Origin of the sequence: Streptomyces sp. NPDC049813 (assembly GCF_044465085.1) — a bacterium.
In the GTDB taxonomy this organism is placed as follows: domain Bacteria; phylum Actinomycetota; class Actinomycetes; order Streptomycetales; family Streptomycetaceae; genus Streptomyces.
Genome location: NZ_JBITLI010000006.1, coordinates 55,658 through 82,046, shown reverse-complemented (window position 1 = coordinate 82,046; position 26,389 = coordinate 55,658). Strand labels below are relative to the sequence as shown.

The window sequence follows — 26,389 nt, the reverse complement described above, 5'->3', positions numbered from 1 at the left end:
AACGTGCGCCCCACCTCGCCCACGCCGCGCGCCGTGCTCGGTGACATCCCGGCCTACGTGCCCAAGCCGCCCAGGCCGCCCGCCACCGGCACCGCGCACCGGCTCTACCTGAACGAGAACCCCTATCCGCCGCTGCCCTCGGCCCTCGCCCGGATCTCCTGGGCCGCCGCGCAGAGCGCGCTGTACCCGGGGATCTTCCCGGACCGGCTCGCGGACGCGCTCGCCCGCAAGCTGGGGGTGCCGCTGGAGCACGTGCTGACCGGCCCCGGCTCGGTCGGCATCTACCAGCAGATCGGCCAGGCGATGCTCTCGCCGGGCGACGAGGTCGTCTACGCCTGGCCGTCGTTCGAGGCCTTCCCGATCGTCGTGCGGATGGCCGGCGCGGTCCCGGTGGAGGTGCCGCTCACCGGGCAGACGCACGACCTGGAGGCGATGGCCGCGGCCCTGACGCCGCGGACCACGATGGTGCTGCTGTGCGAGCCGAACAACCCGACCGGCACCGCCGTCGGCGCCGCCGAGCTGAAGCGGTTCCTGGACCGGGTGCCCGGCCACGTCACGGTCGTCCTCGACGAGGCGTACATCGAGTTCACCCGCTCCCCGGACGCGCCGGACGGCGTCGAACTCCACCGCGACCGGCCCAACCTGATCGTCCTGCGCACCTTCTCCAAGGCCTACGGCCTCGCCGGGCTGCGCGTCGGCTACGGGGTGGCGCACCCGGAGATCGCCGCCGCCCTGCGCAAGTGCGCGGTGCCGTGCGGGGTGAGCCGGATCGCGGAGGAGGCGGCGCTGGCCGCGCTGGAGGCGGAGGACGAGCTCCTCGCGCAGGTGGCCGCCGTCATCGGGGAGCGCGAGCGGCTCCGGACGGCCCTGGGCGGGCAGGGCTGGCAGGTGCCGGTGAGCGAGACGAACTTCGTCTGGCTGCCGCTGGGCGACCGGGCCGAGCCGGTGGCCGCGGCCCTGGAGCGGGACGGGTTGCTGGTCCGCTGCTTCCCCGGGGACGGGCTGCGGGTGACGGTCGGCAGCCCGGCGGCGAACGACGCCCTGATCGCCACCCTCGCGGGGCTCACATCGGTTCGATGACGTTCTTGCGCAGATGTCCGTAGACGACGGAGGTGCGGACGTCGGCCAGCTCCTGACGCTCGGTCAGCTTGTCCAGGACCACCGAGTGGAGATGGTCGGCGTCGCGCACCGCCACGTGGAGCAGGAAGTCGTCGGCGCCGGTCAGCACGAAGACGGAGAGCACCTCCGGCATCCGGGCCACGAAGGCCTGGAACTGCTCGATGACCGCGCGGGTCGGCGGCCGCACCCGCACGGCGATCATCGCCTGCAACCCCCGGTTCAGCGCGGTGAGATCGACCTCCGCGTGGAAGCCGAGCAGGGCGCCGCGTTCGCGCAGGGCACGGACGCGCTCCAGGCAGGTGGAGGGCGCGATCCCCAGTTTCTCCGCGAGGTCCCGGTTGGTGCGCCGACCGTCCTGCTGCAGAAGGCGGAGCAGCGCCGAATCAAGTTCGTCCATGTTCCTTCACGCTCCCCGGTGGCCGAATTATATTCGGTAATACTGCCCCAGATATGCCTATATTGCTAGCCTGGCCGAGGCGATCCGATGAAGATTCGCTTCTCTGCCGCGGGCTCCGGGCGGAGTTCGAGGTACGTGGCAGAGGGGAGCGCGAGCGTGAACGAGGGGGACACGGGCAAGGGCCGGGTCTGGGCGATCTGCGCCGTGGTGGCGGCCGCGCTGTTCTGGAGCAGTTCGTACGCGGTGACCAAGGAGGTCCTCGCGGACGTCGGGCCGCTGAGCATCGGGGCCATCCGCTTCACGCTCGCCGCCGTGCTGCTCGGCATCATGCTGCGCATGCGCCGGGGCGGCGCCGCCCGCCCGGACGCCCGCCAGCGCCGGCTCATCTACCTGAGCGGACTGCTCGGCATCACGGCCTACTTCGTCCTGGAGAACATCGGCGTCGAACTGTCGACCGCATCCGACGCCTCCCTGATCGTCGCCACCTACCCGCTGATGACCATGCTCCTGGAGCTGGTGATCTTCCGGATCCGGTTGCCGCTCTTCCGGATCGGCGGCGTCCTGCTCGCCGCCCTGGGCGCGTTCCTGGTGGTGCGCAACGGCGCGGAGGTCGGCGGCGGCGACCGCTGGCTCGGCGACGTCCTGCTGCTCCTGGGCGGCCTGGTCTGGGCCGGGTACAACGTGCTGGCCAAGACCGCCGGCCGGGGCCAGGACTCGCTGAACCTCACCTACTACCAGACCGTGGCCGGCGCCGGCGGCTTCCTGGTCGCCTCCCTGTGGGAGGCCAGGGACTGGCAGCTGCCGGGCGCGAGCGCCTCGGCGCTCCTCGCCTACCTCGCCGTGGCGTGCTCCGTCGGCGGCTTCCTGCTCTACAACTACGGGCTGAGCCGCATGACGTCGAGCGTCGCGGTCAACATCCTGAACCTGGTGCCCGTCTTCGGCGTCCTGGGCGCCGTGGTGATCAACGGGGAGTCGGTCCGGCTCCCGCAGGTCTTCGGCGGCGTCATCATCATCGCCGGGGTCGCGCTCGGGATGATCGAGCGCAGAACGCCCGTCACCCCGCCGGTCGTCGCCGACGACCGCACACCGGTCGGCTAGCCGCGGAGGGCGCAGCCATGACGCACGCAGCACAGGAGCGGGCCGCCGCGACCGAGCGGCTCGACGACTCCTTCTTCCAGGACCCCCAGGGCCTCTTCGCCCGGCTGCGCACGGCCGCGCCGGTCACCCCGGTCGTCACCACCGAGGGCATGCGGGTCTGGCTCGTCACCCGGTACGAGGACGTGCGGGCCGCGCTGGCCGACCCGCGGGTGGCCAAGGACTGGGTCACCCACATGACGCCCGAGGACTTCGACATCAACGTCGACCCCGTGCAGGCCTACTTGGACCAGCACATGCTCAACCTCGACCCGCCCGACCACACCCGGCTGCGCCGCCTGGTGGTGAAGGCGTTCACGCCCCGCCGGGTGGCGGGCCTGCGGCCCCGGATCGCGGCCGTCACCGAGTCGCTGCTCGACGCGATGGCGGCGGGGCCGCGGGAGACCGAGCTGATCGAGGCGTTCGCGTTCCCGCTCTCGGTGACCGTCATCTGCGAGCTGATCGGCATCCCGGCCGACGACCGGGCCTCGTTCCGCGCCTGGTCCGAGACGCTGCTCTCCGCCCGGGGCACCCGCACGGAGTCCCGGGCCGCCGCCGTCGCCATGTACGAGTACTTCACGCGGCTGGTCGCCGAGCGCCGCGAGCAGCCGGCCGACGACCTGCTCTCGGCGCTGATCGCGGCCCGGGACGCGGGGGACTCGCTCTCCGAGCACGAACTGCTCTCGATGATGTTCCTGCTGCTGGTCGCCGGGCACGAGACGATGCTGAACCTCATCGCCAACGGCTGCCTGGCGCTGCTCACGCATCCGGGCGAGCTGAAGCGGCTACGGGACGATCCCGCGCTGCTGCCCTCGGCGGTGGAGGAGCTGCTGCGGTACGCCAACCCGCTGAACCACGCGACGGAACGCTTCACCCTGGAGCCGGTGACCATCGGCGGTGTCACCGTCCCCGCCAAGGAGTGGGTGATGCTCGCGTCCGCGTCGGCGAACTGGGACCCGGAGCGGTTCCCCGACGCGGACCGGCTCGACGTGGGCCGGGACCGGTCCGGGCACCTGGGGTTCGGGCACGGCATCCACTACTGCCTGGGGGCTCCGCTGGCGCGGCTGGAAGGAGAGATCGCGTTCGGCGCGCTGCTCGGCCGGTTCCCCGCATTGCGGCTGGCCCGGCCGGTGTCGGCGCTGCGGTGGCGGCCGTCCAGCCTCATCCATGGCCTGGAGGAGCTTCCCGTCCGGCTGGCCTGAGTTCACGGGTCGGCCGTTCGGCTGCCCGGCCGGTGGGGCTTCTCGCGCAGTTCCCCGCGCCCCTCAAAGGCGATCGGTCGGCCGACGCGCCGTCGTGGTTGCTCGCGCAGTTCCCCGCGCCCCTGAGATGCGCACTGCGTGCGCCATCTCATCGGCCCCTGAGGCTGCGGCGAAGCCGCATGCCTTCAGGGGCGCGGGGAACTGCGCGAGAAGCCCCACCGGGCGGGCGGCCGAAAAACGGGGGCGCACGGAGTGCGCCTTTCAGGGGCGCGGGGAACTGCGCGACCAGCCCCCACCGGGGGCGCGCCCGCGTACATGCGCATCCACCTGCGGCGGGTGGGCGCCGACCCGCCCCGACCCGCCCCGGCCCGGACTCAGTCCAGCAGCGTCTTACGGATCACCGCCGCCACCTCGTCCGCCCCGTCATGGTGGAAGAAGTGCCCCCCGTCGAAGACCTCCACGGCGAACCCGACGGACGTCAACTCCCCCCACGCCCGGAGCCGATCGACCCCCACCCCGGGATCCGCCCGCCCCCCGAGCGCGGTGATCGGCACCGGCACCCGCAACGCCCCCCGCGGCCGCGGCACATACGTCTCCCACACCGTGAGATCCGCCCGGAGCAGCGGCAACAGCAACTGCACCAGCTCGGGCTGGCCCAGCACCTCCGGCGACGTGCCCTCCATCTCGGCGACCGCCGCGATCAGCTCGTCGTCCGTCTTCTCGTGCAGCACGGGCCCCGCGAACGGCAGGTGCGGCCCACCGAGCCCGGAGACGAACAGATGACGCGGGGGCCGCCCGAGCGCGGTCAGCGCGTGCGCCAGCTCGTAGCAGAGCAGGGCGCCCATGCTGTGCCCGAACAGCGCGAAGTCCGGCCCCGCGCGGCTCGCCAGGGGCCCGGTCAGCTCCTCGACGAGCTGCCCGGCCCTGCGCCGGGCGGGTTCGCGGTGGCGGCTCTCGCGGCCCGGCAGCTGCACGGGGATCGCCTCGATGCGCGGGGCCAGCGCGGCGGGCCACTCCCGGTAGGTGGCGGCCCCGGCCCCGGCGTGCGGCAGGCAGAACAACTGGACGGCGTCCGCGTCGAGCACCGGCGCCGGTGCCGAGGCGGGACGGCACGGCGGGAACCACGTCTCGTCGCTCACCCCCGCTGCCCCCGGATGTGGTCGGCGATGCCGCGCGCGGTGGGGTCCTCGAAGAAGTCCGCCAGCGTCATGGCGACGTCGAAGCGCCGGCCGACCTGGGTGAGCAGCCGGATCGCGAGCATCGACTGGCCGCCCGCGTCGAAGAAGTTCTCCGTGCGGCCGAAGCGCGGCACGTCGAGGAGCTGCCCGATCAGGACGGCGATCTCGTCGTCGAGCCCGGCGGGCGCCTCCTCGGCCGGGCTCTCCGGCACGGCAGCCGCAGCCGCAGCCGCGGCCGCGCCCGTCCCCGGCGGCGGCAGCTGCGCGCGGTCGACCTTCATGTTGGCGTTCTTGGGCAGCGCGGGCAGCGGGATCAGCCGCGCCGGGACCATGTAGGAGGGCAGCCGCTCCCGCAGGAACGCCAGCAGCCCGTCCGGTTCCACCGCCGCGCCGGCCTCCGCCACGTAGTACGTCACGAGCGCCGTGTCCCCGCTCGCGGGGTCGGCGGCGGCGACCGTCACCGTCTCCCGGATGCCGGGACGCGGCAGCAGCGTGGCGTCGACCTCGTTCGTCTCGACCCGGTACCCGCGGACCTTGACCTGGAAGTCGGTCCGGCCGAGGAAGTCGAGGGAGCCGTCGGGCAGTTCGCGTACCTGGTCCCCGGTCGCGTACATCCGCATGCCGGGCTCCGCCGCGAACGGGTCGGGCAGGAACCGCTCGTCCGTCAGGTCCGGGCGGTCGAGGTAGCCGCGGGCCACGCCGTCCCCGCCGATGTAGAGCTGGCCGGGGGTGCCGGCCGGCTGGGGCCGCAGCGCGTCGTCGAGCACGTAGCAGGTGGTGTGCGCGACGGGGCGCCCGATCGGGACGCGGAGCTGGTCCGGGGGCATCGGCGTGACGTGGTGCGCGGTGGCGAGCGTCGTGCACTCGGCCGGGCCGTACCCGTTCAGCAGGGTGCAACCCGGCTGTGCCGCCACGGCGTTGGCCGGGCCGACCGCCATGACGTCGCCGCCGACGAGGACCTGGGAGACCGTGGCGAACGTCGTGGGGTCGTCCGCGGCCAGCTGGTTGAAGAGCGGGGTCGCCACCACCATGGTGTCGATGCGCCGCTCGCGCAGGGCGGCGGCCAGCCGGCCCGGCGAGAGGATGGTGTCCCGGTCGAAGCCGATGAGCTCGGCGCCGTTCAGCAGCGCGCCCCACACCTCGACGGTCGCCGAGTCGAAGGCCGCGTTGGCTATCTGGGCGACGCGGTCCCCCGGGGCGAACCGCAGGTAGTCCACGTCCCGGGTGCGCTGGGCGACGTTGCGGTGCGTGACGCAGATGCCCTTCGGCCGGCCGGACGAGCCGGAGGTGTACACGATGTAGGCGAGGTCGTCGGGGGTGGCGCCGCCGTCGACCCGCACGTCGTGCGCGGCGTCGCGCCGCACGTCGTCGCCGAGGTACCCGGCGACGGCGAGCACCGGCAGGCCCAGGCCGCTGGGGTCCTCGCCGCCGGACTCCGCGAGCAGCGCCACCGGCTTGGACTCCTCCAGGACCGTGCGCAGCCGGGCGGGCGGCAGCTCCGGGTCCAGGGTGAGGTAGGCGCCGCCGGCCTTGACGGTGGCGAGCATGCCGACGACGAGACCGGCGCTGCGTTCGGCCCGCAGCGCGACCGGCCGGTCGCGCTGCACGCCGAGTTCGCGCAGCCGCGCGGCGAGCGCGTTCGTCACCCGGTCCAGCTCGCGGTAGGTCAGGGTGACGGGCCCGTAGGCCACGGCGGGCGCGTCGGGGCCGCGCTGGACGTGCTCGGCGAAGAGGTCGTTGAGTGAACCGATGTCAGAGCGCGGCATGGGCGTGGATTCCCTTCTCGCCGGACGGAGCGCCGGCCGGCCGGCCGGCGTCGGCGGGGAACCAGAACGGCATGACGTTCCCGACCTTCTCGATCATTCCGTGGCAGTAGGAGCCGCTGTGGTCACGGCTCTGCGTGGGCATGAACGGGTACTGGAGCCGCTTGTGCTCGACGGTGAACACGCCGTCGGCGGGCATCCCCTGGAGCTGGACGGCGTCGGCCAGCTCCGCCAGGTGCTCCGCCGGGACCCGGACGGTGTGGCTGCGGGGGCCCTCGCGCAGCAGTCGCAGCTCCTGGAGGTCCTCGGCCCGCACGTCCATGGGGGTGTTGCTGTACATGTAGGGCCGGTTGAGCAGGTCGATCTCGAAGAGGGCGCGCACCTTGCGGTCCGCCCACCACTCCTGGCCGCGCGCGAAGTCGCGCACGTGCCGGGTGAACGTCTCCCGGTGCTCGTGGAGTACGGAGTGGATGTAGTAGCCGTAGTTGTTGACGTCGTAGTAGTCGGCGTCGCGGATCGATTCCGCCGCGTACGCGAAGACCGGGTCGTCCTCGCCCTGCTCGCGCAGGTACGCGGCGAAGGCGGCGAAGATGTCCTCGTAGCGCATCCCGCGCTGTTTCACGAGGTAGCGGCTGACGGCCCGCAGGCTGCGCGTGTTGTGCAGCGCGTGGAAGGCGTAGAAGTAATACATGCCGTCGACGAATTCCGGTACGGAGACTTCCTTCGTGCCGATGACGACCTCGGCCTCCGCGGCGCCGCCGCCGGCCGCCCGGCTCACGATCCCCATTTTCTCCGCGCTGTGGAAGATGGGGGTGTTGTTGAGCAGGAGATGCGGATAGGCGATCACGGTCTGCGCCTCGTTCTCGCACAGGGTCCCGATACCGCGTTTGAAGGATTCCAGGGTCTCGCCCGGCAGTGGCCAGATCAGTTCGATGTAGGAACTTATCTGTTTCTCGCGCAGGTCCTCCTGGATCTCCGCGAACGCGCTCAGCTTGATGTTCGAGCGGGCGATCAGATCGAGGCTCTTCGGCTCCAGCGTCTGGAGCGAGACGGGCTGCGAGGCGATCAGGTTCGCGTTCTGGAAGATGCTGGTGATCTCGGTGACCGCGTGCGGCTTGTTCTTCGCCGCGGAGAAGTAGACGACGTTGGGTGCGCCGTGTTCCAGGGCGCAGTCCGTGATGTGCCGGGAGATGTCGACGTCCCGGGCGAGCATGCCCCAGTTGGCGTCGGCGATGAAGAGGAAAAGTATCTCGTTCCGGGCGGTCCACGCGATCTCCTCGCGGACCCGCTCCTCGTCGAAGCGGTGCACCCGGTCGTTGGTGGCGGCGCCCCAGAAGCAGAACCCGCAGTGGTAGGGGCAGCCGCGGTTGGTCTCCAGGATGGCGATGCTGTACGCGGAGTCGAAGACGCCGGTCAGGAAGGGCGAGGGCACCTCGTCCAGATCCTTGATCCTGGCCTGCTTCTCGGTCGTGACCAGGTCGCCGTCGCGGTAGAAGCTGAGTCCGCCGACCTCGTCGAGGCGCGGGGAGTTCTCGGTGAGCGCGCGTAAGTAATGGGTGAAGGTGATCTCGCCCTCGCCGTTGCAGATCACGGTGCGCTCGTCCGCGCTGTCCAGATAGCGCAGGCCCTGGGACATCACCTGGGGGCCGCCGAGAATGATGTGGGCGTCCGGCCGGGCTTCCCGGAGAATCTTTATCAGGGACCGCACGAGCCCCATGTTCCATACGTAGCAGCTGAATCCGTACACGTCGGCCTCGGCCCGGAGGAGATCCCGGGCCGTTTCCGCCCGGGACGCCTTGGCGACCGTCGTGTACCGCTCGAATCGATAGGCGTCACGCACCACCGGATCCGTGGTGGCGTACGCCTGGAGATAACCCGAGGCCAGGGGTGTCATGCGCTCGAACACGGACAGTTCAACGAGCAGGACCTTCTTCACTTCGCTCGCCTCTCTGGAGAATGGAAGCGGCAATTCCAGGCAGTTGGCCGGACCGCCGCGCGCCATGCTAGAGGACGGACGGAACTTTCGGTGGAGCGCCGAATTTAGTTCGTTGTCCGGGGAGCGAAGGGATTCAGGATGAACTTCGTTCGTCGTCGACGGGCCTCTGCCGGGGGGATCGTCGGCGACGCGGCGCGCCGGACTACCGCGCGAGCCGGGCGGCGGCCTCGCGCAGCACGTCCTCGCGCTTGCAGAAGGCGAAGCGCACCTGGCCCCGGCCCGCCTCGGGATCGTCGTAGAAGACCGAGGCGGGGACCGCGACCACCCCGCACCGCTCCGGCAGGGCGCGGCAGAAGGCGAGAGCGTCCTTCTCGCCGAGTCCGGCGATGTCGGTGGTGATGAAGTACGTGCCCTGCGGCCGGAAGACCTCGAAGCCCGCGGCCGTGAGCCCGTCGGCGAGGATGTCGCGCTTGACCCGCAACTCGTCCCGGAACCCGGTGAAGTAGGACTCCGGCAGCGCCAGCGCCTCCGCGACCGCGTACTGGAACGGGCCGGCGGAGACGTACGTGAGGAACTGCTTCGCCGTGCGGACGGCCCCGATCAGCGGCGCGGCGGCGGTGACCCAGCCGACCTTCCAGCCGGTGAAGGAGAACGTCTTGCCGGCGGAGGAGATGGCGACGGTGCGCTCCCGCATGCCCGGCAGGGAGATCAGCGGGATGTGCTCGGCGCCGTCGTACGTCAGGTGCTCGTACACCTCGTCCGTCACCACGATCAGGTCGCGCTCCACCGCCAGTTCGGCGATGGCCGTCAGCTCCTCGCGGGTCAGCACCATGCCCGTCGGGTTGTGCGGGGAGTTGAGGAGCAGCAGCCGGGTCCGGTCGGTCACCGCGTCGCGCAGCGCGTCCAGGTCCGGGCGGAAGCCGGGGGCGCGCAGGGTCAGCGGGACGCGGGTGGCGCCCGCCATGCTGACGCAGGCCGCGTACGAGTCGTAGTAGGGCTCGAAGGCGATGACCTCGTCGCCGGGTTCGAGCAGCGCGAGCATCGTGGCGGCGATCGCCTCGGTGGCGCCGGCCGTGACGAGGACCTCGGTGTCCGGGTCGAACTCCAGGCCGTAGAAACGGTGTTGGTGCGCGGTGACGGCCGTCCGCAGTTCGGGGACGCCGGGGCCCGGCGGGTACTGGTTGCCGCGGCCGTCGCGCAGGGCCCGCACGGCCGCCTCGCGCACCGCCTCCGGGCCGTCGGTGTCCGGGAAGCCCTGACCGAGGTTGATCGCCCCCGTCCGTGCCGCCAGGGCCGACATCTCCGCGAAGATCGTCGTCCCGAACCCGTCCAGCCTGCGGTTGAGCAGCGGCCTGCCGCGCCTGCCGTTCATGTACCACCATCTCCTCGCCAGCCGATCCCGAGCGTGCACCCCCCATCCTGTCGGACGCCGGGCAGGCGCGGGTGCGGGGCCGGGCGGCGCGTCCCGCGGGCGGCCGGGGCCGGGAAAGCTCTGGAGTTGCTCAACTCTGCTTTGGGCGGGAGGGGGCGCGGGCATCCCCCTGGCACGCCCGCACGGGGCGCCCCTCGGGGGACACGGGGGTAGAGAGAGGAGGGCCCGTGATGGGAGCAGTCGTCACGGTGGTCTTCGTGGGTCTGGTCGTCGCCGTTGTCGCCGCGACGGCCCGAGCGGGCGGCCGCGGTCAGCGGCCGTCGCCCAAGAAGGGGCGCGGCGCGCGCGGCGCGGGCAGCAGCAGCTGGTGGGCCGGGGGTGCGGGGAGCGCCGGCGGGATCGCGGACTCGTCCGGGTCCTCCGGGCACCACCACGGCCACCACTCGTCGTGCGGCGGCGGGCACTCCTGCGGTGGCGGGTCCTCCTGCGGCGGGGGCGGCTCGTCCTGCGGCGGGGGTGGCTCGTCCTGTGGTGGCGGCGGCGGGTGCGGCGGCGGGAGCTGACGGCACGGCCGGGGGTGTGCGGCCCGCGCGGAGGCGACTGACACGGGGCAGTTTTTCGACCCGCGCGGGCCGCACGCACGTTCCCCTTGACGCCCGGCAGGGGTGAGTTGGGCGCGAAAGGTGACGGCGACAGTTGAACAGTTGAACTGTGGAGCCCTCGGGGGGATGGAAACCCTCCGAAGTTGGGTAAAAACGCGGTGAGGGCGCCACCGCCCATGTTTCCCTTTAACCGTCAACTCAGCCCCCGTACTACGTTCTCCTCGCGTTCGCGTGGGCACGAGCCGGTCCCCATGACGTAGCCGGCCCCATCTCCCTTTGCGTGCTAGCGGAGCCGACCATGCTCACGACCCTGAACACCGCCTACACCGACACGAACGCCGCCGACCTGGCCTGGGCGCTGGGGCGCGAGCCGCTCCCCGCCCTCGCCACGCTCGACCTCGAACTCGGCGGAGCAAGACTGCAGTTGAGGCTGCTCGGCGCTTCCCACCAGGTCCTCCTGGAGGAGGCGCACGGCAGCTGCTCGGAGACCGTCGCCTGCATCCCGGGCAGCAGCACCCCGCTCCCGCTCGGCGTCGCCAAGCGGGTCGGCGACTGCGAGTACGAGTTCGCCGCGCGGGTGGAGAACCTGACGGAGGGCCAGTTCGCGGGCCGGGCCCAGGAGCTGCTCGCCCTGGTCGCCGACCACCCGAACGGCATCGCGGGCGTCTTCCCCGGCAGCCCGCACGCCTTCACCGCGATGCTCGCCCAGCACCACGACGGCCAGGTCCGCTGGCGCACCTGGCACGCCTATCCGCAGGACGGCCAACTGGTCGCCACCCGCAGCCGGGTGGTGGCGCGGATGCCCGCGGGGGTGGGGCGGTAGGCCGCGGGGCGCCGAGAGAAGAGGGCGTCCGGCGGAGCCGGCGGCCCGGCGGAGTATGCGTGCGATGCGCCGGATCCACACGTGTGGGTGACGAGACGCGGTCGGGCGTTCACGTAGCGTGCCAGTCGTGATCGAACCGCACGTGTCCGCCCCGCCCGCTGGACGCGGAGTGTCCCGGCCGGCGAGCGAGCCCGGCCGGGCCCCGCTCCCGGTGACGCCGGGCGTGGGCCGGTTCCTCGTGCTGGTCTGCGTCTTCGTCTGCGCGGCCTGCGGGCTCGTCTACGAGCTCGAACTGGTGGCCCTCGCCACCTACTTCATGGGCGACTCGGTCACCCAGGCCTCCGTCGTGCTCTCCGTCATGGTCTTCGCCATGGGCGTCGGTTCGCTGGCCGCCAAGCGGCTGCGGCCGCGCGCCGCCGTCGGGTTCGGCCTCGTCGAGGCCGCGCTCGCGCTGGTCGGCGGGTGCAGCGCGATGGCGCTGTACGCGGTCTTCGCCTGGACCGGCGGGCGGGACGGGGCGTGGACCGAGGGCTCGCGCTGGCTCCTCGTGGCCTTCTCGCTCGGGATCGGCGTGCTGATCGGCGCCGAGGTGCCGCTGCTGATGGTGCTCATCCAGCGGATCAGACGCCAGGACGCGGGCGGCGCCGTCGCCGACCTCTTCGCGGCGGACTACGTGGGCGCGCTGGTGGGCGGCCTCGCCTTCCCCTTCCTGCTGCTGCCCGTGTTCGGGCAGCTGACGGGCGCGCTGCTGACCGGTGTGGTCAACGCGGTGGCGGGCGGCGCGCTCGTGCTCGGCCTGCTGCGGCGGGACCTGAGCGTCCGGGGCCGCTGGCTGGTGCTCGTCGCCGAGGTCGTGGTGCTGAGCCTGCTCGGCGCGGCGTGGGTCCTCGTCGACGACTTCGAGCGGGCCGCGCGGCAGGCGATGTTCGGGGCGCACGTGCGGGTCGCCGAGCGGACCACGGTGCAGGAGGTCGTCCTCACCGGTGGCGGGTCCCGGCCCCTCGCCCTGTACCTGGACGGGCGGCTGCGGGCCGGCGCGCGGGACGAGGCGCGCCGGCACGCGGCGCTGGTCGGGCCGGTGATGCGCGGGGGGCCGCATGCGCGGGTGCTCGTGCTCGGCGGGGGCGACGGGCTCGCCGTGCGGGAGGTGCTGAGCCGGCCCGGGGTGCGGCGGGTCGACGTCATCGACACCGATCCCGGGCTCGTCCGGCTCGCCCGGACCGATCCGGGGCTGCGGGCGCTGAACCGGGGGGCGCTGGGGGACGCGCGGGTCCGGGTGAGCACGGGGGACGTCTTCGAGCGGCTCCGGGAGCTGCCCGCGTCCCGCGCCTACGACGTGGTGATCTGCGATCTGCCCGGGCCCGGGGGTGCGGGCGGTACGACGCTCTACTCGCAGGAGTTCTACGGGCTGGTGGGGCGGGTGCTCGGTGGGGGTGGGCGGGTTGCGGTGGGGGGTGGGGCGGTGTCGTCCGGGCGGTTCTGGACGGTGGTCAGTACGGTGCGGTCCGTCGGGTTGCGGGTGGTGGCCTACCGGGGTGGGGAGGGTGGGGGTGGGGTTGTCGTGGGGGGCTTTGCGGTACCCCGCGTCGACGGGGTGCGGCCGCTTCGGGCCGAGCCGGGACATCCGCCCTCCACGCTGTTGCGCCCGCGCTACGACGACTGACCCGCACGATCCGTCTTCTCTCGGGCGCGGCCCGGTGGGGGCTGGTCGCGCAGTTCCCCGCGCCCCTGAAAGGCGCACTGCGTGCGCCCCCGTTCGTCTGCCCCTCCGGTGGGGGCTGGTCGCGCCGTTCCCCGCGCCCCTGGGCAGTTCTTCGGGCGCGCCCCGGTGGGGGCTAGTCGCGCAGTTCCCCGCGCCCCTGGAAGGCGCACTGCGTGCGCCCCCGTTCGTCTGCACCTCCGGTGGGGGCTGGTCGCGCAGTTCCCCGCGCCCCTGAGATGCGCACTTCGTGCGCCATCTCATCGGGCCCCTGAGGCAGCGGCGAAGCCGCAAGCCTCCAGGGGCGCGGGGAACTGCGCGACCAGCCCCCACCGGACCCGCACCCGCGATCAGACCCGCCGCCCCCTACGGCGCGTCCGCACCCGCACCCCGCAACGAAATCCCACCCGGCCGCCCCCAAGAAGACCCCCTGAACCGACGGAGTCGCTACGCTCGGGTGCCATGGAGCATGAGGTGTTCGTTCCGGTTCCGGCGGAGTCCCTGCGGGCGGTCCTCTGCGACCCCCTTCGCGTGGCCCGGGCCCTGCCCGGGTTCCAGCGCGACGCGTCGGGCGAGGGAGGCCGCCTCAAGGTACGTATCGAGGGGCACACCATCACGTACCGCGGCAGCGTCCGCGTCACCGAGGAGCCCGACGGCTCGTACGCGATGACGGGCGAGGGCACCGAGGCCCGCGGCACCGGCGGCGTCCGGTTCGCGCTGACCGCCCGGGTCGGCGCCTCCGACGGCGGCTCCGCACTCACCTTCACCGGCACCGGCTCCGGGGACGGCCGCGTCACCGACCTCCCGCCGGAGGCCGTGGCCGCGGCCGTCCACCGGCTGCTGAACCGTTTCGCTGGGAACCTCGGCGCGGCCGGACAGGAGCCCGGCTCGGAGGAGGAGCCGGACGACGCGCTCGACCCCCTCGAAGACGGGGCCGACGAGGACGACGAGGGCGACGAGGGCGACGAGCTCCTGGACGGCGACGACCTCGACCGGCCCGCCCCCACCGCCGAGGGCGACGAGCTCGACGGCGCGGGAGACGGCACCGGCCCCGCCACGGCCCACGCCTCCCTCTTCGACACCGACGTCCCGCCCCCCTCCCTGGACCCCGCCTCGGACGAGGCCCCGCGCGAGGGCGGCGAGCTGCCGCCCGAGCCGGCCGCCGCCCACGCCCGCCGCACGATGATCGGCCGCAGCGCCGAGGAGGTCGACCACGCGCCGCCGCGCGGCCGGTACGCCCCGGTGCCCGCGCCGGAGGGCGTCACCGCGAGCGCCACACTGCGCTGGGCCGCGCCCGCCGCCGCCCTCGCGCTCGCCTCCGCGATCGTCGTCGGACGAGCGCTGCGCAGGCGCCGCTGACAGCGCGCGGCATAGGCTCGGCAACCGTGACGATTCGAGAGACGACGCTGACCGCGGGCGACGCGGAAGTGACCGTGGCGCCGGGCAACGGCTGCCGCATCAGCAGCCTGAAGATCGCCGGGGCCGAGCTGCTGCGGCAGGGGGAGCGCTACGGCTGCTTCCCGATGGTGCCGTGGTGTGGGCGGATCAGGGACGGGCAATTTCGCGACGGCGGGCAGCTCCACCAGATGCCGCTGAACTCCCCGCCGCACGCCATCCACGGCTTCGCCCGGGACGCCGAGTGGACCACGGCCCGCGTCAGCGGCACCGAGGCCGTTTTCACGTACGACCTCACCGACCCGTGGCCCTACAGCGGGCGCGTCACGCAGATCGTCGCCCTCGGCGAGGACGCGCTGACGCTGACCCTGGGCGTCGAGACGTACGGCGACTCATTCCCGGCGCAGGCAGGCTGGCACCCCTGGTTCAACCGGACGTTCGGCGGCGCCGGCGTGGAGCTCGCCTTCGAGCCGGCCTGGCAGGAGGAGCGCGGCGACGACCACCTGCCCACCGGCCACCGCACCGCCCCGAAGCCCGGCCCCTGGGACGACTGCTTCGGGATGCCCGACGGCGTGGACGTGACGCTGACCTGGCCCGGCGCCCTGGAGCTGACGGTCGCCAGTCGCGAGCAGTGGGTCGTGGTCTACGACGAGCAGGAGGCGGCCGTCTGCGTCGAGCCGCAGACCGGCCCGCCGAACGGCCTGAACACCGCTCCGCGCCTGGTCACCCCGGTGGAGCCGCTGGAGGCCACCACGACCTGGTCCTGGCGGCGCCTTTAAGCTCGTAGTCATGACGACGAACGACGTGCGCGCGGCGCTGCTGAAGCAGATCAAGGACAAGGCCGTGGTGCACGGCAAGGTGACGCTCTCCTCCGGCCTGGAGGCCGACTACTACGTGGACCTGCGTCGCGTCACCCTCGACGGCGAGGCCGCCCCGCTCGTCGGGCAGGTGCTGCTGGACCTGACGGCGGAGCTGGAGTACGACGCGGTGGGCGGGCTGACGATGGGCGCCGACCCCGTCGCCGGTGCGATGCTGCATGCCGCCTCGGCCCGCGGGCAGCGCCTCGACGCGTTCGTCGTCCGCAAGGCCGCCAAGGCGCACGGGATGCAGCGCCGGGTGGAGGGCCCCGACATCAAGGGCCGCCGGGTGCTCGTCGTCGAGGACACCTCCACCACCGGCGGCTCCCCGCTGACCGCCGTCGAGGCCGTCCGGGAGGCGGGCGCCGAGGTCGTCGGCGTCGCGACCATCGTGGACCGCGCGACCGGCGCCGCCGAGAAGATCACCGAGGGCGCCGGAGTGCCGTACCTGTTCGCGTTCTCCAAGGACGAGCTCGGCCTGGACTGAGCGCCCGGACCCGGCCCGGCCCCCGGTCCGGCGCCGCGTCTGGAAGGATGGGGGCGACGATGACGTCACCCCATGGACTTGGTGAGGGTCGGACCACCGGTCGAGACACCTGAAACAACCCAAACCCGCAATCGCGCGCTTCACGAGGAGTCGGCAGATGGCCATCGCAACCCCGGATCAGTACAACGAGATGCTCGACCGGGCCAAGGCGGGGAAGTTCGCCTACCCGGCCATCAACGTCTCCTCGACGCAGACCCTGAACGCGGCCCTCCAGGGCTTCGCGGAGGCGGAGAGCGACGGCATCATCCAGATCTCGACCGGCGGCGCCGAGTACCTCTCGGGCCAGGGTGTGAAGGACATGGTGGTCGGCGCCCAGGCGCTCGCCGAGTTCGCGCACGTCGCGGCCGCCCGGTACTCGAACAAGATCGCGCTGCACACCGACCACTGCCCCAAGGGCAAGCTGGACGGGTACGTGCGCCCGCTGCTCGACATCTCCGCCGAGCGCGTGGCCAAGGGCCAGAACCCGCTGTTCCAGTCGCACATGTGGGACGGCTCGGCCGAGACCCTCGCCGACAACCTCGCCATCGCCGAGGAGCTGCTCGCCAAGGCCAAGGCCGCGAACATCATCCTGGAGATCGAGATCACCCCGACCGGCGGTGAGGAGGACGGCGTCTCGCACGAGATCAACGACAACCTCTACACCACGGTCGACGACGCGGTGCGCACCGTCGAGGCGCTCGGCCTGGGCGAGAAGGGCCGCTACCTGCTGGCCGCCTCGTTCGGCAACGTGCACGGCGTGTACAAGCCGGGCAACGTCGTGCTCCGCCCCGACCTGCTCGCCGAGCTGAACGCGGGCGTCGCCGAGAAGTACGGCAAGCCGGCCGGCTCCCAGCCGTTCGACTTCGTCTTCCACGGCGGCTCGGGCTCCACCCTGGAGGAGATCCGCACGGCGCTGGAGAACGGCGTGGTGAAGATGAACCTCGACACCGACACCCAGTACGCCTTCACCCGGCCCATCGCCGGTCACATGTTCGAGAACTACGACGGTGTCCTGAAGGTCGACGGCGAGGTCGGCAACAAGAAGACCTACGACCCCCGCGTCTGGGGCAAGAAGGCCGAGTCGAGCATGACCGCCCGCATCGTCGAGGCCTGCGAGAGCCTGCGCTCGACGGGCACGCGCATCAAGTAGTACGCACCATGTAGTCCCTGACCAGACCGTGTGCGGGCCCGGCCGTCCTTCGGGGCGCCGGGCCCGCGCCATGCCCGGAGGTGCCCCCGAAAGTGACGTACGACTTCGACACCCCTGTCGACCGGCACGGCACCTGGTGCGTGCAGTGGGACGGCATCGCGGACCGCTTCCCCGTCCCCGACCTGCTGCCGTTCACCATCTCCGACATGGACTTCGCCTGTGCGCCCGAGGTGCTGGGCGCCCTCGGCGCGCGCCTCGCGCACGGGGTGTTCGGCTACACGGACTGGCAGAACGAGGACTTCCGCGGCGCGGTCCGCGACTGGTTCCGCACCCGGTACGCCACCGACGTCGACACCGGCCGGCTCGTCTACGCCCCGTCCGTCCTCAACCAGATATCGCAGCTGCTGCGGATGTGGACCGGGCCCGGTGACGGCGTCGTCCTGCACACCCCGACCTACGACGGCTTCCGCAAGGCGGTCACCGGGCTCGGGCGCGAGATGCGGACCGTCGGCCCCGACGACTGGGCCGGCCTGGAGCGGGAGCTGGCCCGCCCCGACAGCCGCGTGCTGATCCTGTGCTCGCCGCACAACCCGACGGGCCGCGTCTGGACCGACAGCGAGCTGCGCCGGTTCGCGGAGCTGGCCCGGGCCCACGACGTGGCGGTGATCAGCGACGAGATCCACGCCGACCTCACCCACGACGGGCACACCCACCTGCCGTGGACCCGGTACGCCGACGGGGTGCGCTGGGCGCTGGTCACCTCGGCCACGAAATCCTTCAACTTCCCCGCGCTCAGCGGCAGTTACGGGTTCGTCGGCGACCCGGACGACCACGCCGCGTTCGTCCGGCGGATGAACACCGGCGAGGGCCTCGGCTCCCCGGCCGTGCTCACGCTGACCGCCCACATCGCCGCCTACCGCGAGGGCGGCGCCTGGCTGGACGCCCTGCGCGCCTACACGTACGGCAATCTGCGGCTGCTCCAGGAGCGGCTCGACGCGGCCTTCCCCGAGCTGAAGTGGACGCCCCCGGACGCCGGTTACCTGGCCTGGGTCGACCTGCGGCCGCTCGGCGTCACCGCCGACGAGGAGTTGCAGCGCGTCCTCGTCGAGCAGGAGAAGGTCGCCGTCATGCCGGGCGGCACCTACGGGGCGCCCGGCTTCGTGCGGCTCAACCTCGGCTGCCCGCGGAGCAAGGCGGAGGCGGGCATCGACGCGCTGGTGCGGGGCGTGCGCACCGTCACCGGGCGTGACTGATCACCCACGTGGAGGACAGGCGCCCGGATGGCGCAGACTGGAAACCATGAGCCTTCACGAGAACCTGCTCGGGGGACCGCCCCCGACCCACCTGCCCGACGACCCGGAGCCGCGCGAGCTGCTCGCGGCCGGGACGCCGCCGGCCGAGGTGGCCGCCAAGTACCCGACCTCCTCGCTCGCCTGGGCGCAGCTCGCCGACGCGGCGTTCGAGCGGGGCAGCGTCGTCGAGTCGTACGCGTACGCGCGCACCGGCTACCACCGCGGCCTCGACTCCCTGCGGCGCGCCGGCTGGAAGGGCCACGGGCCCGTGCCGTGGGAGCACGAGCCGAACCGCGGCTTCCTGCGCGCCCTGCACGCCCTGGCCCGGGCGGCCGGCTCCATCGGCGAGCAGGAGGAGCACGAGCGCTGCGCGCAGTTCCTCAAGGACTCCTCGCCGGCGGCGGCGCAGACCCTCGGCTGAGCCGGTCACGGACGGTGAGGCCCGCCGGTGGCCGGGCGGGCCTTGCCGTCGTGGGGGACCATTGTGAAGGATGCGAGGCGGGGACCGGGGCCCCGTGCCGGTAACGGCAGGGCGGACCGCTACCCGGAGTACACATTCAGGAGACAGCGATGTCCCACGACGCGGATCATGGAGCGGACACCTCCGCAGCCCCGCATCTCGACTTCGCGGGCACCACGCCCTACGAGGACTACGTCCAGGCCGATGTCCTCACCCACCTCCAGCACCTGCGCTCGGACGACCCGGGCGAGATGGTCTTCCTGGTCACGACCCAGGTGATGGAGCTCTGGTTCACCGTCATCGTGCACGAGTGGCAGACGGCAGCCGCCGCCCTCGCCGCCGACGACGTGCCGGCCGCCGTGGCCGCGCTGAAGCGCTCGGTGCGCGAGCTGGACGCGCTGAACGCCTCGTGGCGGCCGCTGTCGGGGCTCACCCCGGCCCAGTTCAACTCCTACCGGTCCTCGCTCGGCGAGGGCTCCGGCTTCCAGTCGGCGATGTACCGGCGGATGGAGTTCCTGCTCGGCGACAAGTCGGCGTCGATGCTGGTGCCGCACCGGGGCGCGCCCCGCGTCCACGCCGAGCTGGAGAAGGCGCTGCACGAGCCGAGCCTCTACGACGAGGTGCTGCGGCTGCTCGCCCGGCGCGGCCACCCGGTGCCGCGCGCCGTCCTGGAGCGTGACGTGTCGCGGCGCTACGAGCCCTCGCCCGAGGTGGAGGCCGTCTGGACACAGCTGTACGCGGGCGACGAGAGCGCCGAACTGGCGCGGCTCGGCGAGGCGTTGACCGACGTGGCCGAGCTGGTGTGGCGCTGGCGCAACGACCATCTGGTGGCCACGCGCCGCGCGATGGGATCCAAGACCGGCACCGGCGGCTCCGCCGGAGTGGCGTGGCTGGAGAAGCGCGCCCAGAAGAACGTGTTCCCCGAGCTGTGGACGGCGAGGTCCCATGTCTGACCTGCGGGAGCGGGCGTACGAGCTGGACGCGGCCGATCAACTGGCCGCGGTACGCGCCGACTTCGTCCTGGACGACCTCGGCGACGGGGTCTACCTCGACGGGAACTCGCTGGGGGCGCTGCCCGCGAACGTCCCCGGGCGCCTCGACGAGGTGGTGCGCCGGGAGTGGGGGCAGCTGCGCATCCGTTCCTGGAGCGAGTCCGGCTGGTGGACCGCGCCGGAGCGGATCGGCGACCGGATCGCGCCGCTGGTCGGCGCGGCGCCCGGGCGGATCGTGGTCGGCGACTCCACCAGCGTCAACGTCTTCAAGGCCCTGGTGGGCGCGGTGCGGCTCGCGGGACAGGGGCGTGACGAGATACTCGTCGACGCCGCGACCTTCCCGACGGACGGCTACATCGCCGCCTCCGCGGCGCGGCTGACGGGGTGCACGGTGCGGGCGGTGGCGCCCGGTGAGGTGCCGGGCGCGCTCACCTCCCGTACCGCGGCGGTGCTCCTGAACCACGTCGACTACCGCACCGGGCGGCTGCACGACCTGCCGTCGCTGACGGCGGCGGTGCGCGCGGCCGGCGCGGTGAGCGTCTGGGACCTGTGCCACAGCGCGGGCGCGCTCCCGGTCGGCCTGGACGAGCACGGCGTCGACCTCGCGGTGGGCTGCACGTACAAGTTCCTGAACGGCGGCCCGGGTTCGCCCGCGTACCTGTACGTGCGCGGCGAGCACCAGGCGGCCTTCGACTCGCCGCTGCCGGGGTGGAACTCGCACGCCGAGCCGTTCGGGATGCGGGCGCAGTACACGGCCGCCGACGGCGCGGTGCGCGGCCGCGTCGGGACGCCGGACATCCTGTCGATGCTGGCCCTGGAGGCGGCCCTGGAGGTCTGGTCGCGGCCGGACGTCTCGGTCGCCGCGGTGCGCGCCAAGTCCCTCGCCCTGACGGACTTCTTCCTGGAGTGCGTCGAGGCGTACGTCCCGGCGGGGCGGGTCGAGCCGGTGACCCCGGTGGCGCACGCCGAGCGGGGCAGCCAGGTGGCGCTGCGGTGCGCGGACGCGGGCGCGGTGATGGAGCGGCTGGTCGCGGCGGGCGTCGTCGGTGACTTCCGGGCGCCCGATGTGCTGCGGTTCGGGTTCACGCCGCTGTACCTGGGCTTCGCCGAGGTGGAGCGGGCCGCGCGGGTGCTCGCCGAGACGGTCAGCTGACGTAGACGCCGGCCCCGGCCGCCGCCACGGCGGCGGCCACGGACCGGGCCGCGTCCGCCTCGGTGGGCGCGGCCCCGGTCGTCAGCAGGCGGTAGTAGAGCGGCGCGGAGACCGCGCGCACCACCTCCGCGGCGTCCGTCCCGGCCGGCAACTCGCCGCGGGCGACGGCCTCTTCGACGGCGGGCGCCCACTCGGCGACCCGGACCTCGTAGAACCGCCGCAGCGCGTCGGCCGTCCGCGGGTCGCAGGCCGCCGCCGCGATCACCGCACGGAACAGCGGCCCCTGCCGGGGGTCGGCGAGGGTGCGCCGCACCAGGCGCGCGTTGGCGGTGAGGTCGCCGCGGAGCGAGCCGGTCGCCGCGCGCGGCAGCGACTCCTGGGCCATCTGCGCGAGCAGGTCGGCGACCAGCCCGGCGGGGGAGGACCAGCGCCGGTACACCGTGGTCTTGCCGACGTCCGCGCGGCGCGCGACCTCCGCCAGGTCGAGCCGGTCGAAGCCCTGCTCGGCCAGGAGGTCGCCGGCGGCGTCGAGCACCGCCGCGCGGACCCGGGCGGTGCGGCCGCCGGGGCGGAGGGTGCCGGGTTCGGGTTCGCTGCTCATGCCCGCCAGGGTAACGGAACGGCGGGACCGTTTACCCGGAGCGGCCCGGGTCGGCGCACGTCACCGGCCTGGTAGCGTCCGCTTACCCCGCCCGAGCCGCTCCGGCCCCCCGGCGGCCCGTGCAATTGCCCCGTGACAGCGAGAGGTTGGAGCATGCCGGACGAAGCCGCCGCGCGCGACGAGGCGGAGGAGGCCTCGGCCTTCTCGCACCCCGCCGTCCCGCCGGACGTCACCGCCGCGTACGGCGATCACCCGGACCAGGTCGTCGACTTCTACGCGCCGCGCTCCGGGGCGGCCGGGGCCCCGCTGGTGGTCGTCCTGCACGGCGGCGCCTGGCGCTCCCCGTACGACCGGCGGCACGTGAGCCCGTTCGCCGACTTCCTGGCCCGGCGCGGTCTCGCCGTCGCCAGTGTCGAGTACCGCCGCGGCCGCCCGCTGCCGCACCAGGGCGCGACCGGTCCGGTGGCCGGACGCTGGCCGGAGACCTTCGACGACGTCGCCGCCGCGCTCGACGCGCTGCCCTCCCTCGCCGCGCGGCTGCTGCCCGCCGCGGACCCGCGGCGCACCGTGCTCACCGGCCACTCGGCCGGCGGCCACCTCGCGCTGTGGGCCGCCGCCCGGCACGTCCTGCCGCCGGACGCGCCCTGGTACACCCCCGCGCCGCCCGCGCTGCGCGGTGTCGTGGCGCTGGCCCCCATCGCGGACCTCGCGCTCGCCCAGGAGCTCGGCGTCTGCGGCGGGGCGAGCGCCCAGCTCCTCGGCGGCGAGGGCGAGCTGTTCGCGGCGCGGCGCCCGCTCGCCGACCCGGCCGCGCTGCTGCCCACCGGCATCGCGACCACCCTGGTCCAGGGCCGCGCGGACACCACCGTGCCGCCCGCCGTCGCCGAGGCGTACGCGGACGCGGCGGCCCGGGCGGGCGAGGTGGTCGGTGTCACGTACCTGGCGCGGACCGGGCACTTCCCGCTGATCGACCCGGCGGCGGACGCCTGCGCCGTCGTCGCCGACGAGATCGCGCAACTGGCCTGGTGAGGCGCGGGGCCCCGGCCGCGAGCCGCGCCGGGTAGTACTCACGGCGGAGGCGCGGAACCCGTCTGACTGGGGACGACCGGGGCCCGGCCGGGCCCGTACCGTCGGACCATGACCGAGACGACCACCACCTCCGCGGCCCCCCGGGGCCGCAGCCCCGAGTTCAGCCTCGCGCGCTCGGCGCTGCACGGGCTGCGCGAGGACCTGTTCCGGGACGTGACGGCTTACCGGCCGCTGCCCGAGGCGGCCGCGGACGGCCCCTGGACCGGCCTGTTCCCGGCGCGCCTGCGCCCGTACCTGCGGTACTTCCCGCACGCCGTGGTGCTCTTCCTCGCGCTGCTCACGTTCGTCGTGGCGGGGGCGAGCACCGACATGTACACCGACGCGCTCGTCGCCACCGCTACCGGCCTCCTCGCGGCGGTGCCGGTGGCGCTGACCCTGCTGCGGCCGGTGCTCGCCTGGTGGCTCTCGCTCGCGGCGGCCCCCCTCCTCGTCGTGTGGACCAGCGACGGCCTCTACCCGTGGTCGTCCGGCAGCATCGTGGGCCACACGGCCGTGATGATGGTGGTCGCCGCCCGGACCCGGCCGCGCACCGCGGCCTGGATGTGGGTCCTGAGCGCGCTGTACTCGGTCCTCCTCGGGGAGGCCATGGGCGGCCTGGACGCCGGGGTCTCCGGGCCGCTGCTCCTGCTCTCCGGCGTCGCCGTCGCCCTGGTCACCCTGGTCCAGGTGAACCGCACCACGCGGCGCCAGGTCGTCCAGGAGCGCACGGTCACCGCCGTCGAGCGCGACCGGCGCACGCTCCTGGAGGAGCGCACGAACATCGCCCGCGAGCTGCACGACGTGGTCGCGCACCACATGTCGGTCGTCGCGATCCAGGCGGAGGCGGCACCGTACCGGGTCGAGGACCCGCCGCCCGAGCTGGAGCAGGCCTTCGCCACGATCCGGGAGAACGCGGTGGCCGCGCTCACCGAACTGCGCCGCGTCCTCGGCGTCGTCCGCGCGGCGGACTTCGAGAACTCAGCGGCCCCCGAGGCGCCGCAGCCCACCCTCGCCGACCTCGACCGGCTGCTGGAGAACGTGCGGGACGCGGGCCTGACCGTCACCAGGACCGTCACCGGCGCGGTCCGCGAACTGCCGCAGGGCGTCGAGCTGTCCGCCTACCGGATCGTGCAGGAGGCGCTCAGCAACGTGCTGCGGCACGCGCCGGGCGCGGCCGCCGCGGTCGAGGTCTCCTACGTCCTCGGCGGGCTCGGCCTGCGCGTCGTCAACGACCGGCCCAGCGCTCTCGCCAAGCCCTCGCCGGGCGCCGGGCACGGCATCACCGGCATGCGCGAACGCGTCTCGATGCTCAGCGGCGAGATGACGGCCGGGCGGACCGGGGACGGCGGCTACGAGATCACGGTCTTCGTGCCGGTCGCCGCCGCCCCCGTGCCCGCGCAGCGCGAGCAGAGCGACGGTCCCGGCGACGGGACGGACACGGCCGGGGCGCGCCCCACCGGGGCGGACGCATGATCAAGGTGCTGATCGCCGACGACCAGATGATGGTGCGCGAGGGGTTCTCGGTGCTGCTCGGCGCGATGCCGGACATCGAGGTCGTCGGGGAGGCGGTCAACGGGGCCGAGGCGGTCGCCAAGGTCCGCGAACTCGGCCCCGACGTCGTCCTGATGGACATCCGCATGCCGGAGCTGAACGGCATCGAGGCGACCCGCGAGATCGTGGCGGCCGACGCGGGCGCCCGGGTCCTCGTCCTGACCACCTTCGACCTCGACGAGTACGTGTACCAGGCGCTGCGCGCGGGCGCCTCCGGCTTCCTCCTCAAGGACGCCTCGGCCCGCGAACTGGCCGACGGCGTACGGGTGGTGGCGAGCGGCGAGGCGCTGCTCGCGCCGTCGGTCACCCGCCGCCTGATCACCGAGTTCGCCAAGCTGTCGGAGATCCCGAAGCTGCCCGCCGTGCAGAACCCGCAGGCGTACGGCGAGCTGACCGACCGCGAGACGGAGGTGCTCGTCCTCATCGCGCAGGGCCTGTCGAACGCGGAGATCGCCGAGCGGCTCGTGGTCGCCGAGTCGACGATCAAGACCCACGTCAGCCGGGTCCTGGTCAAACTGGGCCTGCGCGACCGCACCCAGGCCGCCGTCTTCGCCTACGAGGCACGTCTGGTCACGCCGGGGTGAGCGGCGCTAGCGTCCGCTCATGAGTGCCGACACGGTCCCGTCCGCCTTCGACCCGTGGTCCCCGGACTTCGTCGCCGATCCGTACCCCGCGTACGCGGCGCTGCGCGCGGCCGGGCGGGTGCACCGGTTCGAGCCCACGGGCCAGTACCTGGTCCCGCACCACGCCGACGTCGCGGCGCTGCTGCGCGACCGCCGCCTCGGCCGCACCTACCGGCACCGGTTCACGCACGAGGAGTTCGGCCGGAGCGCGCCGCCGCCCGGGCACGAGCCGTTCCACACCCTGAACGACCACGGCATGCTCGACCTGGAACCGCCGGACCACCCCCGCATCCGCCGGCTCGTCTCCCAGGCGTTCACCCCGCGCACCGTCGAGCGGCTCACCCCGTACGTGGAGCGGCTCGCCGGCGAGCTGGTGGCGGCGCTGGTGGCCGAGGGCGGCGGCGACCTGCTCACGGCGGTCGCCGAACCCCTGCCCGTCGCCGTCATCGCGGAGATGCTCGGCATCCCCGGGGCGGACCGCCCGCTGCTGCGGCCCTGGTCGGCGGCGATCTGCGGCATGTACGAGCTGAACCCGTCGCCGGACACGGCCCGCGCGGCCGTCCGCGCCTCCGTCGAGTTCACCGCGTACCTGCGGGAGTTGATCGCCGAGCGGCGCCGCCGCCCCGCCGCCGATCTGGTCTCCGGGCTGATCGCCGCCCACGACGAGGACGACGGCCGCCTCACCGAACAGGAGATGATCTCGACCTGCGTGCTGCTCCTGAACGCCGGGCACGAGGCCACCGTCAACGCCACGGTGAACGGCTGGGCGGCCCTCTTCCGCCACCCGGACCAGCTGGCGGCCCTGCGCGCCGACCACACCCTGGTGCCCCGCGCCGTCGAGGAGCTGCTGCGCCACGACACCCCGCTCCAGCTCTTCGAACGCTGGGTCCTCGACGACATCGAGCTGGCCGGGGTCACCGTCCCGCGCGGCAGCGAGGTGGCCCTCCTCTTCGGCTCCGCCAACCACGACCCGGCGGCCTTCGCCGACCCGGCGCGCCTGGACCTGACCCGCGCCGACAACCCGCACGTCTCCTTCAGCGCGGGCATCCACTACTGCCTCGGCGCCCCGCTGGCCCGCCTCGAACTGGCGGCCTCCTTGCGGGCGTTGCTCACCCTGGCGCCGACCCTGCGCCCGGCCGGCGAACCGACCCGCACGCCGAACTTCGTGATCAGGGGCCTGGCGGAGCTGCCCGTCGCGCTCTGAACCTGCGGTGCAGCAGGGCCCCGGCCAGCGCCCCGGCGCCGACGCCGCCGAGCGCGCACAGCGGCAGCTCGACGACGAACACCCGCCAGTCGGGCCCCTGCTCGAACCGGTCGACCCGCCCCTGCGCCCGCACCGCCCACACCACGAGCCCGGCCCCGAGCCCCCCGAGCACGGCCAGACACCCGGCCGCCGCCTCCATGCGTTGTCCCATGACAGGTGGACGCGGGGGGCCCGGCCGGGGGTTCCGCGGCGACAGGGCGAGGGCCGTCAGCCGGCCGGTCCAACCGGTCGG

General features: G+C 73.5%; 25 protein-coding genes. 17 read left to right on the top strand and 8 right to left on the bottom strand.

Annotated elements, in window-relative coordinates:
- The first annotated feature begins 3 nt into the window (after positions 1-3).
- Positions 4-1,080: a histidinol-phosphate transaminase gene (locus ACIBW6_RS15275; RefSeq protein WP_399059784.1), complete on the top strand. Its 1,077-nt coding sequence runs from the start codon at positions 4-6 to the stop codon at positions 1,078-1,080.
- Here ACIBW6_RS15275 and ACIBW6_RS15270 read toward each other — a convergent pair.
- Complete coding sequence (locus tag ACIBW6_RS15270) at positions 1,064-1,516, bottom strand: Lrp/AsnC family transcriptional regulator (protein WP_399059782.1); 453 nt, start codon at positions 1,514-1,516, stop codon at positions 1,064-1,066. The two genes, ACIBW6_RS15275 and ACIBW6_RS15270, sit on opposite strands and share 17 nt — an antisense overlap.
- Positions 1,517-1,672: 156 nt before the next feature.
- On the opposite strand from ACIBW6_RS15270, the gene ACIBW6_RS15265 reads away from it, so the two are divergent.
- Together ACIBW6_RS15265 and ACIBW6_RS15260 are read left to right on the top strand one after the other, a co-directional pair.
- The gene (locus ACIBW6_RS15265; protein ID WP_399059781.1) at positions 1,673-2,614 is read left to right on the top strand and encodes a DMT family transporter; all 942 of its coding nucleotides are present in this window, start codon (positions 1,673-1,675) and stop codon (positions 2,612-2,614) included.
- A gap of 17 nt (positions 2,615-2,631) precedes the next feature.
- Positions 2,632-3,852, top strand: a complete 1,221-nt coding sequence (locus tag ACIBW6_RS15260) for a cytochrome P450 (protein WP_399059780.1) — start codon at positions 2,632-2,634, stop codon at positions 3,850-3,852.
- A gap of 374 nt (positions 3,853-4,226) precedes the next feature.
- Here ACIBW6_RS15260 and ACIBW6_RS15255 read toward each other — a convergent pair whose 3' ends face one another.
- From ACIBW6_RS15255 to ACIBW6_RS15235, 5 genes are all read right to left on the bottom strand, one after another.
- Positions 4,227-4,991, bottom strand: coding sequence for a thioesterase II family protein (locus ACIBW6_RS15255; protein WP_399059779.1), 765 nt, complete (start codon positions 4,989-4,991; stop codon positions 4,227-4,229).
- Complete coding sequence (locus ACIBW6_RS15250; RefSeq protein ID WP_399059778.1) at positions 4,988-6,796, bottom strand: non-ribosomal peptide synthetase; 1,809 nt, start codon at positions 6,794-6,796, stop codon at positions 4,988-4,990. The genes ACIBW6_RS15255 and ACIBW6_RS15250 overlap by 4 nt, the downstream gene beginning before the upstream one ends.
- A complete protein-coding gene (locus tag ACIBW6_RS15245) occupies positions 6,783-8,729 on the bottom strand; it encodes a cobalamin-dependent protein (RefSeq protein ID WP_399059777.1) in 1,947 nt (648 codons plus the stop codon). The genes ACIBW6_RS15250 and ACIBW6_RS15245 overlap by 14 nt, the downstream gene beginning before the upstream one ends.
- A 202-nt stretch (positions 8,730-8,931) precedes the next feature.
- Positions 8,932-10,101: a pyridoxal phosphate-dependent aminotransferase gene (locus ACIBW6_RS15240; protein WP_399059776.1), complete on the bottom strand. Its 1,170-nt coding sequence runs from the start codon at positions 10,099-10,101 to the stop codon at positions 8,932-8,934.
- Between the two features lie 310 nt (positions 10,102-10,411).
- Positions 10,412-10,708, bottom strand: a complete 297-nt coding sequence (locus ACIBW6_RS15235; RefSeq protein WP_399059775.1) for a hypothetical protein — start codon at positions 10,706-10,708, stop codon at positions 10,412-10,414.
- Positions 10,709-11,001: 293 nt separating this feature from the next.
- Between ACIBW6_RS15235 and ACIBW6_RS15230 the strand changes: the two genes are divergently transcribed.
- From ACIBW6_RS15230 to kynU, 10 genes are all read left to right on the top strand, one after another.
- Positions 11,002-11,526 carry a DUF2617 family protein gene (locus ACIBW6_RS15230; RefSeq protein ID WP_399059774.1) on the top strand — a complete coding sequence of 175 codons (525 nt, stop codon included), beginning with the start codon at positions 11,002-11,004 and terminating at the stop codon, positions 11,524-11,526.
- A gap of 127 nt (positions 11,527-11,653) precedes the next feature.
- Positions 11,654-13,189: a polyamine aminopropyltransferase gene (locus ACIBW6_RS15225; RefSeq protein ID WP_399059773.1), complete on the top strand. Its 1,536-nt coding sequence runs from the start codon at positions 11,654-11,656 to the stop codon at positions 13,187-13,189.
- 498 nt (positions 13,190-13,687) lie between these two features.
- Positions 13,688-14,584, top strand: coding sequence for a carbon monoxide dehydrogenase subunit G (locus tag ACIBW6_RS15220; protein WP_399059771.1), 897 nt, complete (start codon positions 13,688-13,690; stop codon positions 14,582-14,584).
- 26 nt (positions 14,585-14,610) lie between these two features.
- Positions 14,611-15,399: an aldose 1-epimerase gene (locus tag ACIBW6_RS15215; RefSeq protein ID WP_399059770.1), complete on the top strand. Its 789-nt coding sequence runs from the start codon at positions 14,611-14,613 to the stop codon at positions 15,397-15,399.
- 10 nt (positions 15,400-15,409) lie between these two features.
- Entirely contained in the window at positions 15,410-15,964 is a 555-nt protein-coding gene (gene pyrE / locus ACIBW6_RS15210; RefSeq protein ID WP_399059769.1) for an orotate phosphoribosyltransferase, read from the top strand.
- Positions 15,965-16,121: 157 nt separating this feature from the next.
- The gene (gene fbaA, locus ACIBW6_RS15205) at positions 16,122-17,153 is read left to right on the top strand and encodes a class II fructose-bisphosphate aldolase (protein ID WP_399059768.1); all 1,032 of its coding nucleotides are present in this window, start codon (positions 16,122-16,124) and stop codon (positions 17,151-17,153) included.
- 92 nt (positions 17,154-17,245) lie between these two features.
- Positions 17,246-18,406 (top strand): MalY/PatB family protein, encoded by a 1,161-nt coding sequence (locus ACIBW6_RS15200; RefSeq protein ID WP_399059766.1) that lies wholly within the window; start codon positions 17,246-17,248, stop codon positions 18,404-18,406.
- Between the two features lie 46 nt (positions 18,407-18,452).
- Positions 18,453-18,866 carry a DUF3151 domain-containing protein gene (locus ACIBW6_RS15195; RefSeq protein ID WP_399059765.1) on the top strand — a complete coding sequence of 138 codons (414 nt, stop codon included), beginning with the start codon at positions 18,453-18,455 and terminating at the stop codon, positions 18,864-18,866.
- 149 nt (positions 18,867-19,015) lie between these two features.
- Entirely contained in the window at positions 19,016-19,858 is an 843-nt protein-coding gene (locus tag ACIBW6_RS15190) for a tryptophan 2,3-dioxygenase family protein (protein ID WP_399059764.1), read from the top strand.
- Positions 19,851-21,050 (top strand): kynureninase, encoded by a 1,200-nt coding sequence (gene kynU, locus ACIBW6_RS15185; protein ID WP_399059763.1) that lies wholly within the window; start codon positions 19,851-19,853, stop codon positions 21,048-21,050. The genes ACIBW6_RS15190 and kynU overlap by 8 nt, the downstream gene beginning before the upstream one ends.
- Here the strand turns inward: kynU and ACIBW6_RS15180 are convergent.
- Entirely contained in the window at positions 21,043-21,651 is a 609-nt protein-coding gene (locus ACIBW6_RS15180; protein WP_399059762.1) for a TetR/AcrR family transcriptional regulator, read from the bottom strand. The two genes, kynU and ACIBW6_RS15180, sit on opposite strands and share 8 nt — an antisense overlap.
- Positions 21,652-21,804: 153 nt before the next feature.
- On the opposite strand from ACIBW6_RS15180, the gene ACIBW6_RS15175 reads away from it, so the two are divergent.
- The 4 genes from ACIBW6_RS15175 (at position 21,805) to ACIBW6_RS15160 (ending at position 26,097) form a co-directional block, all read left to right on the top strand.
- The gene (locus tag ACIBW6_RS15175; RefSeq protein WP_399059761.1) at positions 21,805-22,680 is read left to right on the top strand and encodes an alpha/beta hydrolase; all 876 of its coding nucleotides are present in this window, start codon (positions 21,805-21,807) and stop codon (positions 22,678-22,680) included.
- 108 nt (positions 22,681-22,788) lie between these two features.
- Positions 22,789-24,192, top strand: coding sequence for a sensor histidine kinase (locus ACIBW6_RS15170; RefSeq protein WP_399059760.1), 1,404 nt, complete (start codon positions 22,789-22,791; stop codon positions 24,190-24,192).
- Positions 24,189-24,854 carry a response regulator gene (locus tag ACIBW6_RS15165; RefSeq protein ID WP_399059759.1) on the top strand — a complete coding sequence of 222 codons (666 nt, stop codon included), beginning with the start codon at positions 24,189-24,191 and terminating at the stop codon, positions 24,852-24,854. Before ACIBW6_RS15170 ends, ACIBW6_RS15165 begins: the two co-directional genes overlap by 4 nt.
- A gap of 19 nt (positions 24,855-24,873) precedes the next feature.
- Complete coding sequence (locus ACIBW6_RS15160; protein ID WP_399059758.1) at positions 24,874-26,097, top strand: cytochrome P450; 1,224 nt, start codon at positions 24,874-24,876, stop codon at positions 26,095-26,097.
- Here ACIBW6_RS15160 and ACIBW6_RS15155 read toward each other — a convergent pair.
- Positions 26,063-26,308 carry a hypothetical protein gene (locus ACIBW6_RS15155; RefSeq protein WP_399059757.1) on the bottom strand — a complete coding sequence of 82 codons (246 nt, stop codon included), beginning with the start codon at positions 26,306-26,308 and terminating at the stop codon, positions 26,063-26,065. The two genes, ACIBW6_RS15160 and ACIBW6_RS15155, sit on opposite strands and share 35 nt — an antisense overlap.
- Between the last annotated feature and the right edge of the window lie 81 nt (positions 26,309-26,389).